The sequence below is a fragment of the Streptomyces sp. Z26 genome, from assembly GCF_003665095.1.
GTDB lineage: Bacteria > Actinomycetota > Actinomycetes > Streptomycetales > Streptomycetaceae > Streptomyces > Streptomyces phytohabitans.
In genome coordinates this window covers 2,338,232-2,354,986 of record NZ_RCHV01000002.1, presented here as the reverse complement: position 1 = coordinate 2,354,986, position 16,755 = coordinate 2,338,232, and the positions used below count along the sequence as shown (strand labels likewise).

The 16,755-nt window shown below is 74.8% G+C and carries 15 protein-coding genes; 10 read left to right on the top strand and 5 right to left on the bottom strand.

Translation table 11 applies throughout. From position 1 onward, the window contains the following. The first annotated feature begins 238 nt into the window (after positions 1–238). On the top strand, positions 239–1,627 hold the full coding sequence (locus tag D7M15_RS10420; protein WP_121517253.1) for a cystathionine beta-synthase: 1,389 nt from the start codon (positions 239–241) through the stop codon (positions 1,625–1,627). A 188-nt stretch (positions 1,628–1,815) separates the two neighbouring features. Here D7M15_RS10420 and D7M15_RS10415 read toward each other — a convergent pair whose 3' ends face one another. Continuing rightward, complete coding sequence (locus D7M15_RS10415; protein ID WP_121520550.1) at positions 1,816–2,256, bottom strand: hypothetical protein; 441 nt, start codon at positions 2,254–2,256, stop codon at positions 1,816–1,818. Positions 2,257–2,417: 161 nt separating this feature from the next. Between D7M15_RS10415 and D7M15_RS10410 the strand changes: the two genes are divergently transcribed. Further along, positions 2,418–3,275 carry a MurR/RpiR family transcriptional regulator gene (locus tag D7M15_RS10410; protein WP_121517252.1) on the top strand — a complete coding sequence of 286 codons (858 nt, stop codon included), beginning with the start codon at positions 2,418–2,420 and terminating at the stop codon, positions 3,273–3,275. A 27-nt stretch (positions 3,276–3,302) separates the two neighbouring features. Here D7M15_RS10410 and D7M15_RS10405 read toward each other — a convergent pair whose 3' ends face one another. Then, positions 3,303–3,974 carry a TIGR03086 family metal-binding protein gene (locus tag D7M15_RS10405; protein ID WP_121517251.1) on the bottom strand — a complete coding sequence of 224 codons (672 nt, stop codon included), beginning with the start codon at positions 3,972–3,974 and terminating at the stop codon, positions 3,303–3,305. Positions 3,975–4,239: 265 nt separating this feature from the next. Between D7M15_RS10405 and D7M15_RS10400 the strand changes: the two genes are divergently transcribed. Next, complete coding sequence (locus D7M15_RS10400) at positions 4,240–4,809, top strand: hypothetical protein (RefSeq protein ID WP_121517250.1); 570 nt, start codon at positions 4,240–4,242, stop codon at positions 4,807–4,809. 45 nt (positions 4,810–4,854) lie between these two features. Here D7M15_RS10400 and D7M15_RS10395 read toward each other — a convergent pair whose 3' ends face one another. Continuing rightward, positions 4,855–6,303 carry a diaminopimelate decarboxylase gene (locus D7M15_RS10395; RefSeq protein ID WP_121517249.1) on the bottom strand — a complete coding sequence of 483 codons (1,449 nt, stop codon included), beginning with the start codon at positions 6,301–6,303 and terminating at the stop codon, positions 4,855–4,857. A gap of 116 nt (positions 6,304–6,419) precedes the next feature. Between D7M15_RS10395 and hutU the strand changes: the two genes are divergently transcribed. The 4 genes from hutU (at position 6,420) to hutI (ending at position 12,139) form a co-directional block, all read left to right on the top strand. Beyond that, positions 6,420–8,147 (top strand): urocanate hydratase, encoded by a 1,728-nt coding sequence (gene hutU / locus D7M15_RS10390; RefSeq protein WP_121517248.1) that lies wholly within the window; start codon positions 6,420–6,422, stop codon positions 8,145–8,147. A gap of 41 nt (positions 8,148–8,188) precedes the next feature. Beyond that, on the top strand, positions 8,189–9,436 hold the full coding sequence (locus tag D7M15_RS10385; RefSeq protein ID WP_121520548.1) for an allantoate amidohydrolase: 1,248 nt from the start codon (positions 8,189–8,191) through the stop codon (positions 9,434–9,436). Continuing rightward, positions 9,433–10,848, top strand: coding sequence for a formimidoylglutamate deiminase (locus D7M15_RS10380; RefSeq protein WP_206337473.1), 1,416 nt, complete (start codon positions 9,433–9,435; stop codon positions 10,846–10,848). The genes D7M15_RS10385 and D7M15_RS10380 overlap by 4 nt, the downstream gene beginning before the upstream one ends. Before the next feature lie 103 nt (positions 10,849–10,951). Then, a complete protein-coding gene (hutI, locus tag D7M15_RS10375; protein ID WP_121517247.1) occupies positions 10,952–12,139 on the top strand; it encodes an imidazolonepropionase in 1,188 nt (395 codons plus the stop codon). Between the two features lie 118 nt (positions 12,140–12,257). Here the strand turns inward: hutI and D7M15_RS10370 are convergent, their stop codons facing one another. Continuing rightward, complete coding sequence (locus D7M15_RS10370; RefSeq protein WP_121517246.1) at positions 12,258–13,211, bottom strand: RNA polymerase sigma factor SigF; 954 nt, start codon at positions 13,209–13,211, stop codon at positions 12,258–12,260. Between the two features lie 254 nt (positions 13,212–13,465). Between D7M15_RS10370 and D7M15_RS10365 the strand changes: the two genes are divergently transcribed. Together D7M15_RS10365 and D7M15_RS28960 are read left to right on the top strand one after the other, a co-directional pair. Beyond that, positions 13,466–13,846, top strand: coding sequence for an STAS domain-containing protein (locus tag D7M15_RS10365; RefSeq protein ID WP_121517245.1), 381 nt, complete (start codon positions 13,466–13,468; stop codon positions 13,844–13,846). A gap of 192 nt (positions 13,847–14,038) precedes the next feature. Further along, entirely contained in the window at positions 14,039–14,671 is a 633-nt protein-coding gene (locus D7M15_RS28960) for an ATP-binding protein (protein ID WP_346428830.1), read from the top strand. Between the two features lie 154 nt (positions 14,672–14,825). On the opposite strand, the gene D7M15_RS10355 is transcribed toward D7M15_RS28960, so the two are convergent. After that, positions 14,826–15,935: an alpha/beta fold hydrolase gene (locus D7M15_RS10355; protein ID WP_165906231.1), complete on the bottom strand. Its 1,110-nt coding sequence runs from the start codon at positions 15,933–15,935 to the stop codon at positions 14,826–14,828. Positions 15,936–16,071: 136 nt separating this feature from the next. Here D7M15_RS10355 and D7M15_RS10350 point away from each other — a divergent pair, with 136 nt between their 5' ends. Next, a complete protein-coding gene (locus D7M15_RS10350; RefSeq protein ID WP_121517242.1) occupies positions 16,072–16,752 on the top strand; it encodes a response regulator transcription factor in 681 nt (226 codons plus the stop codon). Positions 16,753–16,755 lie beyond the last annotated feature (3 nt).

Genomic DNA, 16,755 nt, shown 5'->3' with positions numbered 1-16,755 from the left:
TGTGGTCCCGCCTCCCGATGGGTTGTTCCGTAACGTTCCGTGTATGTACGGCCTGTCGTCCTCAACACTGTGTTACCCCGCGTGGCCCGTCGTGCAACGCGCCCCTGGCGTGCGCATGTTGCGCAATATGGTGTCGCCACGGGTGGAGCGACGGCAGCGGCCCGCTGCGTTCCGCCGGGTCGGCACCCCACAGGGACCGTCGGCCCCGCCACACCCTGACCCCGAAAGGCGAGAACAGGTGCAGTATCACGAGTCGATGATCGAGCTTGTCGGCAACACCCCGCTGCTCAAGCTGAACAGCGTGACCGAGGGCATCCGGGCCACCGTCCTGGCGAAGGTCGAGTACTTCAACCCGGGCGGCTCCGTGAAGGACCGGATCGCCGTGCGGATGATCGAGGCAGCGGAACGCAGCGGCGAGCTGCTCCCCGGCGGCACGATCATCGAGCCGACCTCCGGCAACACCGGCGTCGGCCTGGCCATCGTGGCGCAGCAGAAGGGCTACCGCTGCGTCTTCGTCTGCCCGGACAAGGTCTCCACGGACAAGATCAACGTCCTGCGGGCGTACGGCGCGGAGGTCGTAGTGTGCCCCACCGCGGTCGATCCCGACCACCCGGATTCCTACTACAACGTCTCCGACCGGCTGGTCCGCGAGACGCCCGGGGCGTGGAAGCCCGACCAGTACAGCAACCCCAACAACCCGCGCTCGCACTACGAGACGACCGGTCCCGAGCTGTGGGAGCAGACGGACGGGCGCATCACCCACTTCGTCACCGGCATCGGCACCGGCGGCACCATCTCCGGAACGGGCCGCTATCTCAAGGAGATCAGCGAGGGCCGCGTACGGGTCGTGGGCGCGGACCCGGAGGGCTCCGTCTACAGCGGCGGCTCCGGGCGGCCGTACCTGGTCGAGGGCGTCGGTGAGGACTTCTGGCCCGACGCGTACGACCGGGAGGTCACCGACGAGATCGTCGCCGTCTCCGACAAGGACTCCTTCCAGATGACGCGTCGGCTGGCCAAGGAGGAGGGGCTGCTCGTCGGCGGCTCCTGCGGCATGGCCGTGGCCGCCGCGCTGCGCGTCGCGGAACGGGCCGACCCGGACGACGTCGTCGTGGTGCTGCTCCCGGACAGCGGGCGCGGCTACCTCAGCAAGATCTTTAACGACGACTGGATGAACGACTACGGCTTCCTGGAGGAGGGCGAGCCCTCCGTCGTACGGGTGGGCGACGTGCTCCGGTACAAGGAGGGCCCGCTGCCGTCGCTCGTCCACATGCACCCGGAGGAGACGGTCGGGGACGCGATCGAGGTGCTGCGGGAGTACGGCGTCTCGCAGATGCCCGTGGTCAAGCCGGGCGCCGGGCACCCGGACGTGATGGCCGCCGAGGTCATCGGGTCGGTGGTGGAACGGGAGCTGCTGGAGGCGCTGTTCGCGCAGCGCGCCTCGCTGGACGGCACGTTGGAGAAGCACATGAGCCCGCCGCTGCCGCACGTCGGCTCGGGTGAGTCGGTGGGCGAGCTGATGCGGGTGCTGGAGGGCGCGGACGCGACGCTGGTGCTGGAGGACGGCAAGCCGACCGGCGTGCTGAGCCGGCAGGACCTGCTGGCGTACCTGGCGCGGGACCGGAAGTAGCCGCGCACCGGCGGGACGGGGACGGGGGTCGGCCGTCCCGCCGGGACCGTGCGGGCGGCGCGGGTGGTGTGGGCGGTACGGACGGTGTGGGCGGTACGCGTGACGCGACCGGTGCGGGTCGCGCGGCCCGTACGCCCCAGTGCCTGTGCCTGTGCCTGCGTCCGTGCCCGTGCCGCCGTGACCCGTGGTCAGTCCCAGCCGCTCATCGACGACGGGGACGCCTGCGACTGGCGGCTGAGGCGCAGCTCGAACCAGGCGCGGCTCGCGTGCAGTCCGTTGACGGCGACGATGGCGCCCCAGCAGACGAGCAGGCCCGGCAGGCCGGTGTTGACCGCGGCGATCGCGGACAGCGGGATCGCCAGCACGAGGGAGACGACGGCCACTCCCAGCCCGGCGCCCAGCCCGTCGGGGAGCGCGGCGTTCGGATGCTGCGCCGGACGCGGGCTGCTGCCGCGCGCCACGACCATCTGCTGCTCGGCCAGCTGTCTGCGGACCCGCCGGTCCACCGACTCCTCCAGCTTCTCCAGGAACGAATCGACCAGCTCCGACTCGTACTCAGGCCCGAGCTCCTTGCGGATCTGCAAGGTCGCGTCGAGTTCCTTCTTCAACTCCGGGTCGCGAGCGTCCATGGCGAACAGGATACGAACCAGGAGCCACCGGGGCACTGGGGGTATCCCCACCAATCGCCTGCGGTGATCCTCAGAGTTGCTCCCCCTGTATGGAGTCATGCAGAGTCGGAGCGCGGTGAAAGCAGTCGTCGGCGGCGGCGGAAGACGGGACGGGTGGCGCGATGGGCGGCGCGAGCGCGCGGTTGCTGAAGCTTTTCGAGGGCCACCGGCTCACGCCCGCCCAGCGGCGGATCGCCCACTGCATGGTGCGGCGGGCGGCGGACGCCCCGTTCCTGTCCAGCGTGGAGCTGGCCGAACTCGCCGGTGTCAGCCAGCCGTCCGTCACGCGGTTCGCCGTCGCGCTCGGCTTCGACGGCTACCCGGCGCTGCGCAGGCACCTGCGGGACGTGCCGGAGTCCGGCGCGGAACAGGCGGGGGAGCACGGGGCGGGCGGGGGCGCCGCCCCCGGCAACGAGTACCAGCAGGCCGTGCTCTCCGAGATCGACAACCTCCGCGAACTCGCCGCCCTCCTCGCCGACCCCGCCCCCGTCGAACGCGCCGGGCGGCTCCTCGCCGCCTCGCCCGCGCTCCCCGTGCTCGGCCTGCGCGCTGCCTCCGCGCAGGCGCGCGGCTTCGCGTACTTCGCCGCGAAGGTGCACCCGGACGTACGCCTGCTCGACGAGGGCGGCTCCATGCTCGCGGACCGGATCGACGCCGCCGTACGGGCCGGGGCGAGCGCCCTGCTCTGCTTCGCCCTGCCCCGGCACCCCCGGGAGACGGTGGCGGCGCTGGACCACGCGCGCGGCGCGGGGCTGCGGGTCGTCACGGTGGCGGACAGCGTGCTGGCCCCGGTGGCGCACCCGGCCGACGTGCTGCTGCCGGCGGCCGTGGGCACCGGGCTGGCCTTCGACACGGCGTGCGCGCCGATGCTGCTGGCGCGGGTGCTGCTGGAGGCGATGTGCGACGGACTGCCGGACGCGCAGGCCCGGTTGGAGGACTTCGACGCGCGCGCGGCGGAGCGCGGGCTGTTCGTGGAGTGAGGCGCGGGGCGCGCCGGTGGGGGGGGGTCAGGTGTGCGGCGGGGTGTCGGTACGTGGCCACGGGTCGCGGCCGAGGTAGGCGACGAGGCGGTCGCCGGGGGCCGCGTCCGGCGGGGTGGTGACCGGCGGGCCGAACAGCGGGTGGCGGTCGCGCGGGGCGGGTACGAACTGCCGGGCCGCGCCGAGCAGTTCGGTCGCCAGCGCCGGGGGTATCGGCCGGGGCAGGCCGGTGGCCCGCGCGATGTCCCAGCCGTGCACCGCGATCTCCAGCGCCCCCGCGCGCGCGACGGCCGCCGCCACCAGCGCCCGGTCCCCGACGGACACCACGCGACCGTCCGCGCCGTACGCGTCCCCCGCGCGCGGGGCACGTTCCGGCCGGGGTGGGGCGGACCAGGCGCCGAGGAGGAGCGCGGCGCGCGTACGGAACGCCTCCGCCGGGTCGCCGTACGACTCCTCCGCGGGCGCCAGGTCCACGTGCCCGGTGTCGACGCCCTCGCGGAGCGCGGCCAGGGAGTCGTTCGTGTGGCGCAGCAGCCGGTGCAGGTTCCAGCCGCGGCAGGGCGTGGCCAGGGTGAGCAGGTCCGGGGTGACGGGGCGGACGCTGCACAGGGCGTAGCCGACGGCGCGTTCCAGCAGCGCGGCGCCCGGGTGCTCCCGCGGCGTACGTCCCTCCGGTGGGTGTTCCCGTGGCGCGCTCATCCGCGCGCGGGGGCGGCGGCGCCGGTACGGGGGGTGTTCCGCGGGGACATGGCCGCTCCTCTGCCGTGCTGCCGGTGGCGCCGTGCTGCCGGTGCCCTCGCCGTTCTGACCGTGGGGGCGCCGGAAACTCATCGGCGTAGGGCGTACGGCGCGCGCGGGGGCGCGCTCAGACGATTCTCATGACGGCTCACTACCCTGCTGGGCCGGAACTGACGGACACGTGCGGCGCCCGCCGCCGTACGTACGGGATGAGGGGAGCGTGCCGATGGGACGCGGTTCGTACGCGCTGGCGCGGGTGCCGGTCTACCTGCGGGCGGCAGCCGGTGCGTGGTGGTGGACGGGCCTGCTGGCTGCGGGCGTGGGGCTGGCGGTGCCCGGCTGGTCGGGGAGACGCATCGGGGTGCTGGTGGGGGCGTTGCTGTTCCTGTGCGCGGCGGCGGGCGCGTTCGCCGTACGGCGCGGGCGCTGCCGCGAGCTGCTGGCGGAGGCGGCACCGGCCGGGAAGTGGGCGGTGCTGCGGGACCGGGCGGTGACCGTACGGGAGTGGCGGCGCGTCCACCGCTGGTGGCTGCCGCTGGGCTTCGCGGCGGCGGTCGCGTCGTCCGCCGCCGTACCGGCCGCGGGTGGTGCCGTGCTGGCCGGGGCGGGTGCCGGGCTGTGGGCGAAGTCGGTCTGGCTCGGGCGCTGGGAGCTGCGGCACGAGCGGCTGTTGTGGGTGCGTCCGGAGTGGGCCGCCGGGCGTGGTCCCGCGCGCGCGGAGGTGCGCGGCTGGATGACGACGGGGCCGCTGGCCGGTGACGCGGTGGCGGGTGGGGCGCGGCGGCGCACGGCCTGAGCCCGCACCCCACCCCACCCCACCGCAACGCCCCGCAGCCGCCGGTCAGTCCAGCAGCGCGTCCGGCCGCCCGCCGCCCGACTCGGCCACGATGTCGTCGAGGGTCTGCGGCTCCCGTACGGACAGGAACCGCACGCCGTCCGTACCCTCCGCACCGTCCGCACCCTCCCCGTCGCCGCAGGTGAAGCCGTACACCCCGGGGCGCGGCAGGGAGTTGTAGCCGAAGGGGTTGGAGAAGTAGTACGCGCCGGTGTCCAGCAGCCCCACGTGGTCCCCCGCCGCGAGCAGCGGCAGCTCCCGGTCGCGCGCCACCAGGTCGCCCGCGAAGCAGCACGGGCCGGCGACGTCCTGCCGTACCGGCGGCGCGTCCTTCGGCCGCCCCCGCCCGTCGTACGCCCGTACCCGCAGCGGCCACGCCTCCGGTGCGAACACCGTGCGGACCGCGACCTGCGCGCCCGCGTGCGTCACCGCGACGGGGCGCCCGCCCGCCGACTTGGCGTACTCGACGCGGGCCAGCACGGTGCCCGCGCGCGCGAGGAGCGACCGGCCGAACTCGGTGACCAGCGCGTACCGTCCGGAGAACAGCCCCGGCACCGTACGGGCCAGCAGCCGGGCGTACGTGTCGAAGGTCGGTGACGTCTCGTCGGACGTGAAGTCGACGGGGAGGCCGCCCCCGATGTCGAGGGTGTCGATCCGGCGGTGCCCCACGGCGGTGTTGATCTCCTCGGCCAGCTCGTACGTGGCCCGTACGCCCGCCGCCATCGCCTCCAGCGGCATGCCCTGCGACCCGACGTGGCAGTGCAGGCGCGTCAGCCAGGGGCGGTCGCGGTAGGCGCGGACGACCCAGTCGCGGGCGCCCTCGTCGCGCAGCGCGACGCCGAACTTCGAGGTGGCGGTGGCCGTGCTCATCGCGTCGATGGCGCCCGCGCCGAGCTGCGGGTTGACGCGGAGGCCGAGCCGGGCGCCGGGGGAGGGGCGGAGCGCGTCGAGGCGGCGCAGCTCCTCCGGGTTGTCGGCGTTGAGCGCGATACCGAGGGCGAGCGCCTCGGCCAGTTCGGCGCCGGTCTTGGCGGGGCTGTCCAGGACGGTGTGCGCGGGGCTGACGCCCGCGGCGCGGGCCAGGGCCAGTTCGCCGGGGCTGGCCACCTCGGCGCCGACGCCGCAGTCGGAGAGCAGGCGCAGTACGGGGACCAGGGCGGCGGCCTTGACGGCGAAGGTGTGCAGTACGTCCTGGCCGTCCGCGGCCACGGCGGCGAAGGCCGTACGGAGTGCCGCCGCGGACTCCCGTACGGTCGCCACGTCCAGCAGGGCGGCGACCGGACGGGCGCCGTCGTCGACCAGGCCGCGGGCGACGGCGGCGCGTACGGCCAGGTCCCGGCGGGCGGCGACGCGGGCGCCCGGCGTACGGGGGCGGGCCGGGGTGTCCGAGGAAGCGTCGGAGGGGTCGCCCGTGGGGGAGTCCGCGGTGTTCGTGGCGGAATGCGCGTGGTCCATGGAGCCACACAAACACGGGCGGGGCGCCGAATCCCAGCGTGGTTGTTGACTGAAAATATTCACTCCGTAGGGTGTATGAATAGAACGCTGATGTTCCTTCGACGGGAGGCAGGGCCATGTCAGGACCCCGACCGGTACGGGCACCGCGCGGCACCCGGATCAGCGCGCGCGGCTGGCAGCAGGAAGCCGCGCTGCGGATGCTCCAGAACAACCTGGACCCGGAGGTGGCCGAGCACCCCGACAAGCTCGTCGTCTACGGCGGGACCGGGAAGGCGGCCCGCGACTGGGGCTCGTTCGACGCCATGGTGCGCACCCTGGAGACGCTCGCGGACGACGAGACGATGCTCGTCCAGTCCGGGCGCCCCGTCGGCGTCATGCAGACGCACGAGTGGGCGCCGCGCGTGCTCCTCGCCAACTCCAACCTCGTCGGGGACTGGGCGAACTGGGAGGAGTTCCGGCGCCTCGACGCGCTCGGACTCACCATGTACGGCCAGATGACCGCCGGTTCGTGGATCTACATCGGCACCCAGGGCATCCTCCAGGGCACGTACGAGACCTTCGCCGCCGTCGCCGCCAAGCTCACCCGCGAGGGGCGCACGTCCGACGGCACCCTCGCCGGGACCGTCACGCTCACCGCCGGGCTCGGCGGCATGGGCGGCGCGCAGCCGCTGGCCGTCACCATGAACGGCGGCGTCGCGCTCTGCGTCGAGTGCGACCCGTCCCGTATCGACCGCCGCATCGAGCACGGCTACCTGGACGTGCGCGCCGACTCCCTCGACGACGCCCTCCGGCTGGTCGAGGAGGCGCGCGCCGCGCGCCGACCGCTCTCCGTCGGGCTGCTCGGCAACGCCGCCGAGGTGCTGCCGCGGCTCCTCGCGGCGGACGCGCCGATCGACATCGTCACCGACCAGACGTCGGCCCACGACCCGCTCGCGTACCTGCCGGTGGGCGTCGACTTCGCGGACATGGCCGCGTACGCCGCCGAGAAGCCCGCCGAGTTCACGGCGCGCGCGCAGGAGTCGATGGCCCGGCACGTGGAGGCGATGGTCGGCTTCCTGGACGCGGGAGCTGAGGTCTTCGACTACGGCAACTCGATCCGCGGCGAGGCCCGTACCGGCGGCTACGCGCGGGCCTTCGACTTCCCGGGCTTCGTACCGGCCTACATCCGGCCGCTGTTCTGCGAGGGCAAGGGCCCGTTCCGGTGGGCGGCGCTCTCCGGCGACCCGAAGGACATCGCGGCGACGGACCGCGCGCTGCTCGAACTCTTCCCGGAGAACGAGTCGTTGGCCCGCTGGCTGAAGCTCGCCGGGGAACGCGTGCACTTCCAGGGGCTGCCCGCCCGTATCTGCTGGCTGGGCTACGGCGAGCGCGACAAGGCGGGTGAGCGCTTCAACGAGATGGTCGCGTCCGGAGAGCTCTCCGCACCGATCGTCCTCGGCCGCGACCACCTGGACTGCGGCTCGGTGGCGTCCCCGTACCGCGAGACGGAGGCCATGAAGGACGGCTCGGACGCCATCGCGGACTGGCCGCTGCTGAACGCCATGGTGAACGTGGCCTCCGGCGCGTCCTGGGTCTCGATCCACCACGGCGGCGGCGTCGGCATGGGCCGCTCCCTGCACGCGGGCCAGGTGACGGTCGCGGACGGCACGCCCCTGGCGGGCGAGAAGCTGCGCCGGGTGCTCACCAACGACCCGGGCATGGGCGTCATCCGGCACGTCGACGCGGGCTACGAGCGGGCCGAGGAGGTCGCGGCGGAGCGCGGCGTACGGGTGCCGATGCGCGAGACCGGCGACCGTACGGGTACGGGCGACGGCGGCGCGGACGGCGCGGGGGACGGCGCGTGACGGGGGCGGCGGGGGCCGCGCGTCCCGCGTCGTTCCAGGAGATGTGGCGCGAACTGGCCGTCCTCGGCCGGGACGCGCGCAGCGGCGGCTACCGCAGGTACGCATGGACCGGCGCCGACACCGACTGCCGCGCCTGGTTCCGGGCGCAGGCGGAGGCGCGCGGCCTGGCGTACGAACTGGACCGGAACGGCAACCAGTGGGCGTGGCTGAACGTGCCCTCCGCGCGCGCGGAGGGCACGGAATCCGCCGACAGCGGTACGGTTTCCGTCGGCGACGCCGTGGTCACCGGCTCGCACCTGGACTCCGTACCGGACGGTGGCGCGTTCGACGGCCCGCTCGGTGTCGTCTCCGCCTTCGCCGCCGTCGACGCGCTCCGCGCGCGCGGAGCGCGTTTCGCCAAGCCGCTCGGCATCGTCAACTTCGGGGACGAGGAGGGCGCGCGCTTCGGCCTCGCCTGCGTCGGCTCCCGGCTGTCTGCGGGCCTGCTCACCCCGGAACGCGCGCGCGAACTGCGCGACGGCGACGGCGTCCCGCTGCCCCGCGCGATGGAACGCGCCGGGTACGACCCGGACTCCCTCGGCGCCGACCCCGAACGGCTGGGCCGCGTCGGGGCGTTCGTCGAACTCCACGTGGAGCAGGGCCGCGCGCTGGCGGACACCGCCCACCCGGTGGGCGTGGCGTCGGCGATCTGGCCGCACGGGCGCTGGCGGTTCGACTTCCACGGCGAGGCCAACCACGCCGGCACCACCCGCCTCGACGACCGCCGCGACCCGATGCTCACGTACGCCAACACGGTGCTGGCCGCCCGCAAGAAGGCGCGGCTGGCGGGCGCCCTCGCCACCTTCGGCAAGGTCTCCGTCGAGCCGAACGGCGTCAACGCCATCCCCTCGCTCGTCCGTGGCTGGCTGGACTCCCGCGCCGCCGACGAGGAGACGTTGGCGTCGGTCGTCGCGGAGATCGAGCGGGCGGCGGCGGAACGCGGCGCGCGGGACGGGGTCGACGTACGCGTCGACCGCGAGTCGTTCACGCCCGTCGTGGAGTTCGCGCACGCGCTGCGCGACCGCGTCGCCGCGACGCTGGCCACCGAGGGCGGCGCGGGTGTCCCGCTGCTCCCGACGGGCGCCGGGCACGACGCGGGCATCCTGTCGGCGCAGGTGCCGACGGCCATGCTGTACGTACGCAACCCGACGGGTGTCTCGCACGCGCCCGCCGAGTCCGCCGAGGAGGACGACTGCGTGGCGGGTGTGACGGCGCTCGCGGACGTACTGGAGGAGCTGGCGTGCCGGTGAACGGACAGGACGGACAGGACGAGCGGAGCGGCCGGGACGGCGGCCCGCCCACGGTGACCTACCGGGCCGAGTACGCCTGGCTGAACGGCACCGTGGAGCCGGACGTCGACCTGGACGTCGCGGACGGCCGGATCACCGCCGTACGCACGGGCGCGGGTACGGACACGGGCGCCACCGCGCCGGACGCGTCCGCCGTACGGCTGCGCGGCCTCACCGTGCCCGGCCTCGCGAACGCCCACAGCCACGCCTTCCACCGGGCGCTGCGCGGCACCGTACAGGTGGGCTCGGGCACGTTCTGGACGTGGCGGGAGGTGATGTACCAGGTGGCGTCCCGGCTCACCCCCGACACGTACTTCGCGCTCGCGCGCGCGGTGTACGCGGAGATGGCGCTCGCGGGCGTCACCGCGGTCGGTGAGTTCCACTACCTGCACCACGCGCGCGGCGGCGTCCGCTACGACGACCCCAACGCGATGGGGCACGCGCTGATCGCCGCCGCGGGGGAGGCCGGAATCCGCATCACCCTGCTGGACACCTGCTATCTCTCCGCCGGTTTCGGCAAGGCCCCCGACACCCACCAGTCGCGCTTCTCCGACGGCACGGCGGAGGCGTGGGCGGAACGCGCCGACGCCCTCCGCCCCGACGCGCGCGCCCGGGAGTACGCGACCGTCGGCGCCGCCGTGCACTCCGTACGGGCCGTCCCCGCCGACCAGTTGGCGACCGTCGCGGAGTGGGCGCGGGAACGGGAGGCTCCGCTGCACGTGCACCTGTCGGAGCAGACCGCCGAGAACGACGCCTGCCTCGCCGCCCACGGGCGCACCCCCACGCAGCTCCTCGCGGAACACGGCGTCACCGGACCGCGTACGACCGCCGTGCACGCCACGCACCTCACCGACGCGGACATCGCGCTCCTCGGCGGCTCGCACACCGGGGTGTGCATGTGCCCCACCACCGAACGCGACCTCGCGGACGGCATCGGACCGGCCGCCGCGCTCCAACGCGCGGGCTCCCCGCTGTCGCTGGGCAGCGACAGCCACGCCGTCATCGACCTGCTGGAGGAGGCGCGGGCGCTCGAACTCGACGAGCGGCTGCGCACCCGTACGCGCGGCCACTGGACCGCCGCCCAACTGCTGCGGGCCGCCTCCGAGCACGGCCACGCGGCCCTCGGCCGCCCCGACGCGGGCCGCCTGGAACCGGGCGCGCCCGCCGACTTCGCCACGGTCGCCCTCGACTCCGTCCGCACCGCGGGCCCGGAGCCCCGGCTGGCCACGGAGGCGGTGGTGTTCGCGGCGGGCGCGGCGGACGTACGGCACACGGTCGTCGCCGGGCGGCACGTCGTACGGGACGGGGAGCACACGGCGGTCGGGGACGTCGCCGGGGCGCTGCGGGAGGCGGTACGGGCGTGCCACGCCTGACGGGACGGGCACCGCGCGCGCGGACGCCCGGGTACGCGCACGGGGACCACCGGGACGCGTACGCGCGCCCGGACGAACGACAGCCGACGACGAGGAGCGCCCGATGACCGCCACCCTGATCCACGGAATCCGGAGCCTGGTCACCAACGAACCGGCCCTCGCGCGCGACCCGTCGGCCCCCGACGCCCCGCTCGGCCTCGTCGCGGACGCCGCGCTCGTGATCGAGGGCGAGCACGTCGTCTGGGCGGGCCCCGCCGCCGACGCGCCCGCCGCCGACACCGCGTACGACGTGGAAGGCCGCGCCGTCCTCCCCGGCTTCGTGGACTCCCACTCGCACCTGGTCTACGCGGGCGACCGCACGCAGGAGTTCAACGCCCGCATGTCCGGCCGCCCCTACACCGCGGGCGGCATCCGCACCACCGTCGCCGCCACCCGCGCCGCCTCCGACGACGAGCTGGCCGCCACCCTCGCCCGGCACCTCGCGGAGGCCCTGCGGCAGGGCACGACGACCCTGGAGACCAAGTCGGGCTACGGCCTGACCGTCGACCAGGAGGCCCGCGCCGTACGCATCGCCGCCGGGCTCACCGACGAGGTCACCTACCTGGGCGCCCACATCGTCGCGCCCGAACACGACGGCGACCCCGCCGCGTACGTCGCCGAGGTCACCGGGCCGATGCTGGACGCCTGCGCCCCGTACGCCCGTTGGATCGACGTCTTCTGCGAGCAGGGCGCCTTCGACGGGGACCAGGCGCGCGCCATCCTGACCGCCGGACAGGCCCGCGGGCTGCTGCCGCGCGTCCACGCCAACCAGCTGTCGTACGGGCCCGGGGTGCGGCTCGCGGTCGAGCTGGGCGCCGCCTCCGCCGACCACTGCACCCACCTCACCGACGCGGACGTGGACGCGCTCGGCCAGGGCGACACGGTGGCGACGCTGCTGCCGGGCTGCGAGTTCTCGACGCGCGCCGTCTATCCGGACGCGCGGCGGCTGCTCGACGCGGGCGCGACGGTGGCGCTGTCCACGGACTGCAACCCGGGGTCGTCGTTCACGTCCTCGGTGCCGTTCTGCGTGGCGATCGCGGTGCGCGAGATGGGCATGACGCCCGACGAGGCGGTGTGGGCGGCGACGGCGGGCGGCGCGCGGGCGCTGCGGCGTACGGACGTGGGGCGGCTCGGCCCGGGGGCGTACGCGGACCTCGCGGTGCTCGACGCGCCCTCGCACGTCCATCTCGCCTACCGGCCGGGCGTCCCGCTGGTCACCGAAGTGTGGCGGCGCGGCGTACGCGCGGTCTGAGCCCGCGGACCTCCGGCGGGGGCGGGCACGCGAAAGTCCCCGCCCCTGCGGGGGGACGGGGACGACCGCGTGCGCGGGTCCGGGACGGTGGCCGCGTGGTCCGCGCCGCCGTCGCCGGTCACTCCTCGACCATCAGGCCCTTGCGGAGCTTGTTGAGCGTGCGGGAGAGCAGCCGGGAGACGTGCATCTGCGAGATGCCCAGCTCCTCGCCGATCTCGGACTGCGTCATGTTCGCCACGAAGCGGAGGGACAGTATCTGCCGGTCGCGCGGCGTCAGTTCGGCGATGAGCGGCTTCAGGGACTCGACGTACTCGATGCCCTCCAAGCCGTGGTCCTCGTAGCCGATCCGGTCCGCCAGCGCGCCCTCGGTGTCGTCCTCCTCGGGCTGCGCGTCGAGCGAGCTGGCGGTGTAGGCGTTGCTCGCCGCCATGCCCTCCAGGACCTCCTCGGTGGAGAGGCCGAGACGCTCGGCCAGCTCCTCGACGGTCGGCGCGCGGTCCAGCCGCTGCGCCAGCTCGTCGCCCGCCTTGGCCAGGTCGAGGCGCAGCTCCTGGAGGCGCCGCGGGACCCGTACCGACCAGGAGGTGTCCCGGAAGAAGCGCTTGATCTCCCCGACGATCGTCGGCATCGCGAAGGTGGGGAACTCGACGCCGCGCCCCGTCTCGAACCGGTCGATCGCCTTGATCAGGCCGATCGTGCCGACCTGGACGATGTCCTCCATCGGCTCGCTGCGCGAACGGAAGCGGGAGGCGGCGAACTTGACGAGCGCGAGGTTGAGTTCGACGAGGGTGTTGCGTACGTACGCGTACTCGTGCGTGCCCTCTTCCAGCCTGCCGAGCCGCTCGAAGAGGGTCTTGGACAGCGCGCGCGCGTCCACCGGCCCCACCTCGGCGTACGGGGGCAGCTCGGGGAGGTCGAGCTGGTCGAGGAGTTCCTCGACGACCGCCTGCGGGGCGTTCGGCCGGGTGTCGGCGCCGTGCGCGGGGTCCGCGTCCTGTTCGGGCGCCGTCGTCAGGGCCGGAACGGCCGGGTCGGCGGATTCCGATATCCCGTGGTCGAGCCGGGGTGACATGTGTCCTCCATCATTCTCGGCATATGGCTGCCGGAGCCGTGACGTGCACTGCGAAGTGCGGCGCCTCCAAGGCCGACGATTTCTTGTCCCCTACTTGCCTACCCGCTCCAGCACGGGCATGGCAAGTCCTAGTTGTCCAAATATGCACTAATGTGCGGGTTGTTCGGGTACCGGTCCCGGCGGTGAGGGCGTAGGGTTCGAGACGCCTGACTGGGCAGCAGAGGTGACTCGTTGAGCAGACACAAGGGGTGTGCATGGACCGGGGGATGCCCGGCAGCGCCAGCCGGGGCCGGTTGACGGTCGAGGTGCGACACCAGGGCGCCACCGTCGTGGTGACCCCCGAGGGTGAGCTGGATCACCATACCGCCGATCTGCTGCGCGAGCCGCTCGAGCAGGGTGTACGGGACGGCTACAGCAGGCTCGTCGTCGACTGCTCGCGGCTCGAGTTCTGCGACTCCACCGGGCTCAACGTGCTGCTCGGCGCGCGCCTCCTGGCGGAGGCCGAGGGCGGCGGCGTACATCTGGCCGGAATGCGCCCCGTCGTCGCGCGGGTGTTCACGATCACGGGTGCGGACGCGGTGTTCACCCTCCACCCGGATCTGGACAGTGCCCTCACGAATGTGACCGAGGCGTAGACCCCGCGTTAGAGGCGTCACACGAGTCCGACGGAATCCGTGGGTGTTCTCCCGGTTCGGTAGGGCAGGAGAACCCTGAATCTGTCAGGTATTCGGTGAGGTGAACCACGGATGAGCACCACCCGGCCGTACCCGGCGGGCGACCGCGGCCCGGAGCCCGAGGGCGCCGCGACGACCGCTGCCGCTCCGCAGATCGGGCACGCCGGAGCGGGCGCGGGTCCAGGGGCCACCGCGAGCGCGGGCGGAGTCGGGACGGGGCAGCTCAACGGCGGCGCCGCGGGCTTCGCACCCCGGGCCGCGCACGGCGCCGCGGGGGACACCGGGACGTCCGGCACGCCGGGCGCGGCCGGGGCCCCCGAAGGCGTCCCGTCCGGTGACGCCCCCGCTCAGGACCGTGCCGAGCGGGACCGCCCGCTGCGCCAGGTCCGTCGGCTGCGCCTGGTCGGCGCCTCCGGCGCCGTGGCGCGGGCCCGCGACTTCACACGCCAGGCCCTCCAGGACTGGGGCTGGCTCCCGGCGGCCACGGCCGACCAGCAGGCGGCGGCGGAGGACGTGCTGCTGGTCGTCTCCGAACTCGTCACCAACGCCTGTCTGCACGCCGACGGGCCCGAGGAAGTGCGCATAGGGAGCAGCCCCAAGCTGCTGCGCCTGGAGGTCGTCGACACGGGCTCCGGCGCCCCGGCGCCGCGCACCCCGCACCGGGCCGGGCGGCCCGGCGGCCACGGGATGTTCATAGTCCAGCGGCTGTGCCTCGACTGGGGTGTCGTACGGAGCCCCGAGGGCGCCGGCAAGACGGTGTGGGCGGAGCTGGCCGCGCCCAACTGAGCGGACGCGCACGGAATCGGGAGGGGCGGGGGCGCGGGGCGTCGCCGCCCCTCCCGTCACTTCCGCCCCTTCCCGCCGCACGGCTCCGGCGGCCCGCCGCCCCGGCCGCCCGGTTCCGGCCACGTCTCACCGGCCACATGTCACCGATCGCGTCTCACCGATCGCGGCCGTCCGCCGCTCCGTCCGCCCCGGCGTCCACCCTCGCGTCGAGCCACGCCAGCAGCGCGGGCAGTACGCCCGGCGCGCGCAGCAGCCCGCCGCCGTGCGCGGCGCCCGGCACCGTGCGGACCGTGACGGACCGGCGCGGCATCCCCCGCGCGCGTTCGGCGCGCGCCAACTCCCGTGAGTGCGCGGCCGGTACGAAGTCCCACGCCGAGTGCACCAGGAGCAGCGGCGCGTCGTCCTTCCCCGACGCGTGCGCCGCCGCCGACATGTCGCGCCACACCTCGGCGCACGCCGCCGCCCGTTCCCCGTCCCCCCGCGCGGGGCGGCAGCCCGCCAGCAGCGCCGCGTTCTCCCGTACGCCCCGCTGCCGTGCGGCGCGTACCCGCGCGGCGTACGCGGGCCGGTCCGCGCGCGCGGGCGGCGTACGGGCGTCGGGCGGCGTGGGGCGTGCGGTGCGGTCGCCGTCCGGCCCGCCCCGTACCTCCCGCTCCTCCCGCGCGCGCGGCGTCGGCCGTACGGGAGCGCCGTGCCCGGCACCCGCCCCGTACGCCGCGCCCGTACGCCACGACCGCAGCGGGTCCACGACGGGCGACAGCGCGGCGACCCCCGCGACCCGGCGGGCGCCCGCCCCGTACGCGCCGACGCTCGTCGCCAGGTGCCCGCCCGCCGACGAACCGAGGAGTACCAGCCGTTCCGGATCGACCCCGAACCGTTCCCCGCGCTGCCGTATCCACGCCAGCGCCGACAGCACGTCGTCGCGCTGCGCGGGCCAGCGGGCGTCGAGGTTGCGGCGGTACTCCACGTCGAAGACGACCAGGCCGCGGTCGGCGAGCGTCCGGCACCAGCCGCGCCAGCCCGGCGCCGCGTCCAGGCGCCAGAAGCCGCCGTGCAGCACGACGACGGCGGGGCGGCGCGTACGGTCCGCGGAGCGCTCCGGGTGCCAGTGCACGGCCACGCGCTGCCGCGCGTGCGGGCCGTAGGCGTACGTGCGCTCCGCGCGGGGGGACCGCGCGTCCGTGCCGGGCACGGGCACCAGGCCGGGGCTCGTGCAGCACGTGAGCGCCGCGCACACCGCGAGGGTACGGAGGAGTCGGCGCACCGCCACATCGTGACCGCTCCCGGCGTACGCCGCATCCCGGGGCCACGGGACGCGGCGTACGCGGGGGGCGCCCCCGGACCGGCCCGGACGGCCGGGGACCATCCACGCGCTGTGCAGCGCGGACTACCATCGGCCCATGACCCGTGTACTGCTCGCCGAGGATGACGCGTCGATCTCGGAGCCCCTGGCCCGCGCGCTGCGCCGGGAGGGCTACGAGGTCGAGGTCCGCGAGGACGGCCCCACCGCGCTCGACGCCGGGCTGAGCGAGGGCGTCGACCTCGTCGTGCTGGACCTCGGCCTGCCCGGCATGGACGGCCTGGAGGTCTGCCGCAGACTCCGCAACGGCGGGCACACCTTCCCCGTACTCGTGCTGACCGCGCGCGCCGACGAGGTCGACACCGTCGTCGGCCTGGACGCGGGCGCCGACGACTACGTCACCAAGCCGTTCCGGCTGGCGGAGCTGCTCGCGCGGGTACGCGCCCTGCTGCGCCGCGGCGCCACCACCGAGCCCGCGCCGCCGCCCGCCACCCACGGCGTACGGATCGACGCCGAGTCGCACCGCGCCTGGATGGGCGACGAGGAACTGCACCTGACCGCCAAGGAGTTCGACCTGCTGCGGGTGCTCGTCCGCGACGCCGGCCGCGTCGTCACCCGCGACCAGCTGATGCGCGAGGTCTGGGACACCACCTGGTGGTCGTCCACCAAGACCCTGGACATGCACATCTCCTGGCTGCGCAAGAAGCTCGGGGACGACGCCGCCAACCCGCGCTACATCGCCACCGTGCGCGGCGTCGGCTTCCGCTTCGAGAAGAGCTGAGCC

Excerpts from the sequence above, each read along its gene's own strand:
- hutI (WP_121517247.1), top strand. The coding sequence starts at position 10,952 with ATGACCGCCACCCTGATCCACGGAATCCGGAGCCTGGTCACCAACGAA.
- D7M15_RS10410 (WP_121517252.1), top strand. The coding sequence starts at position 2,418 with ATGGGCGGCGCGAGCGCGCGGTTGCTGAAGCTTTTCGAGGGCCACCGG.
- D7M15_RS10400 (WP_121517250.1), top strand. The coding sequence starts at position 4,240 with ATGGGACGCGGTTCGTACGCGCTGGCGCGGGTGCCGGTCTACCTGCGG.
- D7M15_RS10385 (WP_121520548.1), top strand. The coding sequence starts at position 8,189 with ATGTGGCGCGAACTGGCCGTCCTCGGCCGGGACGCGCGCAGCGGCGGC.
- D7M15_RS10395 (WP_121517249.1), bottom strand. The coding sequence starts at position 6,303 with ATGGACCACGCGCATTCCGCCACGAACACCGCGGACTCCCCCACGGGC.
- hutU (WP_121517248.1), top strand. The coding sequence starts at position 6,420 with ATGTCAGGACCCCGACCGGTACGGGCACCGCGCGGCACCCGGATCAGC.
- D7M15_RS10350 (WP_121517242.1), top strand. The coding sequence starts at position 16,072 with ATGACCCGTGTACTGCTCGCCGAGGATGACGCGTCGATCTCGGAGCCC.
- D7M15_RS10370 (WP_121517246.1), bottom strand. The coding sequence starts at position 13,211 with ATGTCACCCCGGCTCGACCACGGGATATCGGAATCCGCCGACCCGGCC.
- D7M15_RS10405 (WP_121517251.1), bottom strand. The coding sequence starts at position 3,974 with ATGAGCGCGCCACGGGAACACCCACCGGAGGGACGTACGCCGCGGGAG.
- D7M15_RS10415 (WP_121520550.1), bottom strand. The coding sequence starts at position 2,256 with ATGGACGCTCGCGACCCGGAGTTGAAGAAGGAACTCGACGCGACCTTG.
- D7M15_RS10365 (WP_121517245.1), top strand. The coding sequence starts at position 13,466 with ATGGACCGGGGGATGCCCGGCAGCGCCAGCCGGGGCCGGTTGACGGTC.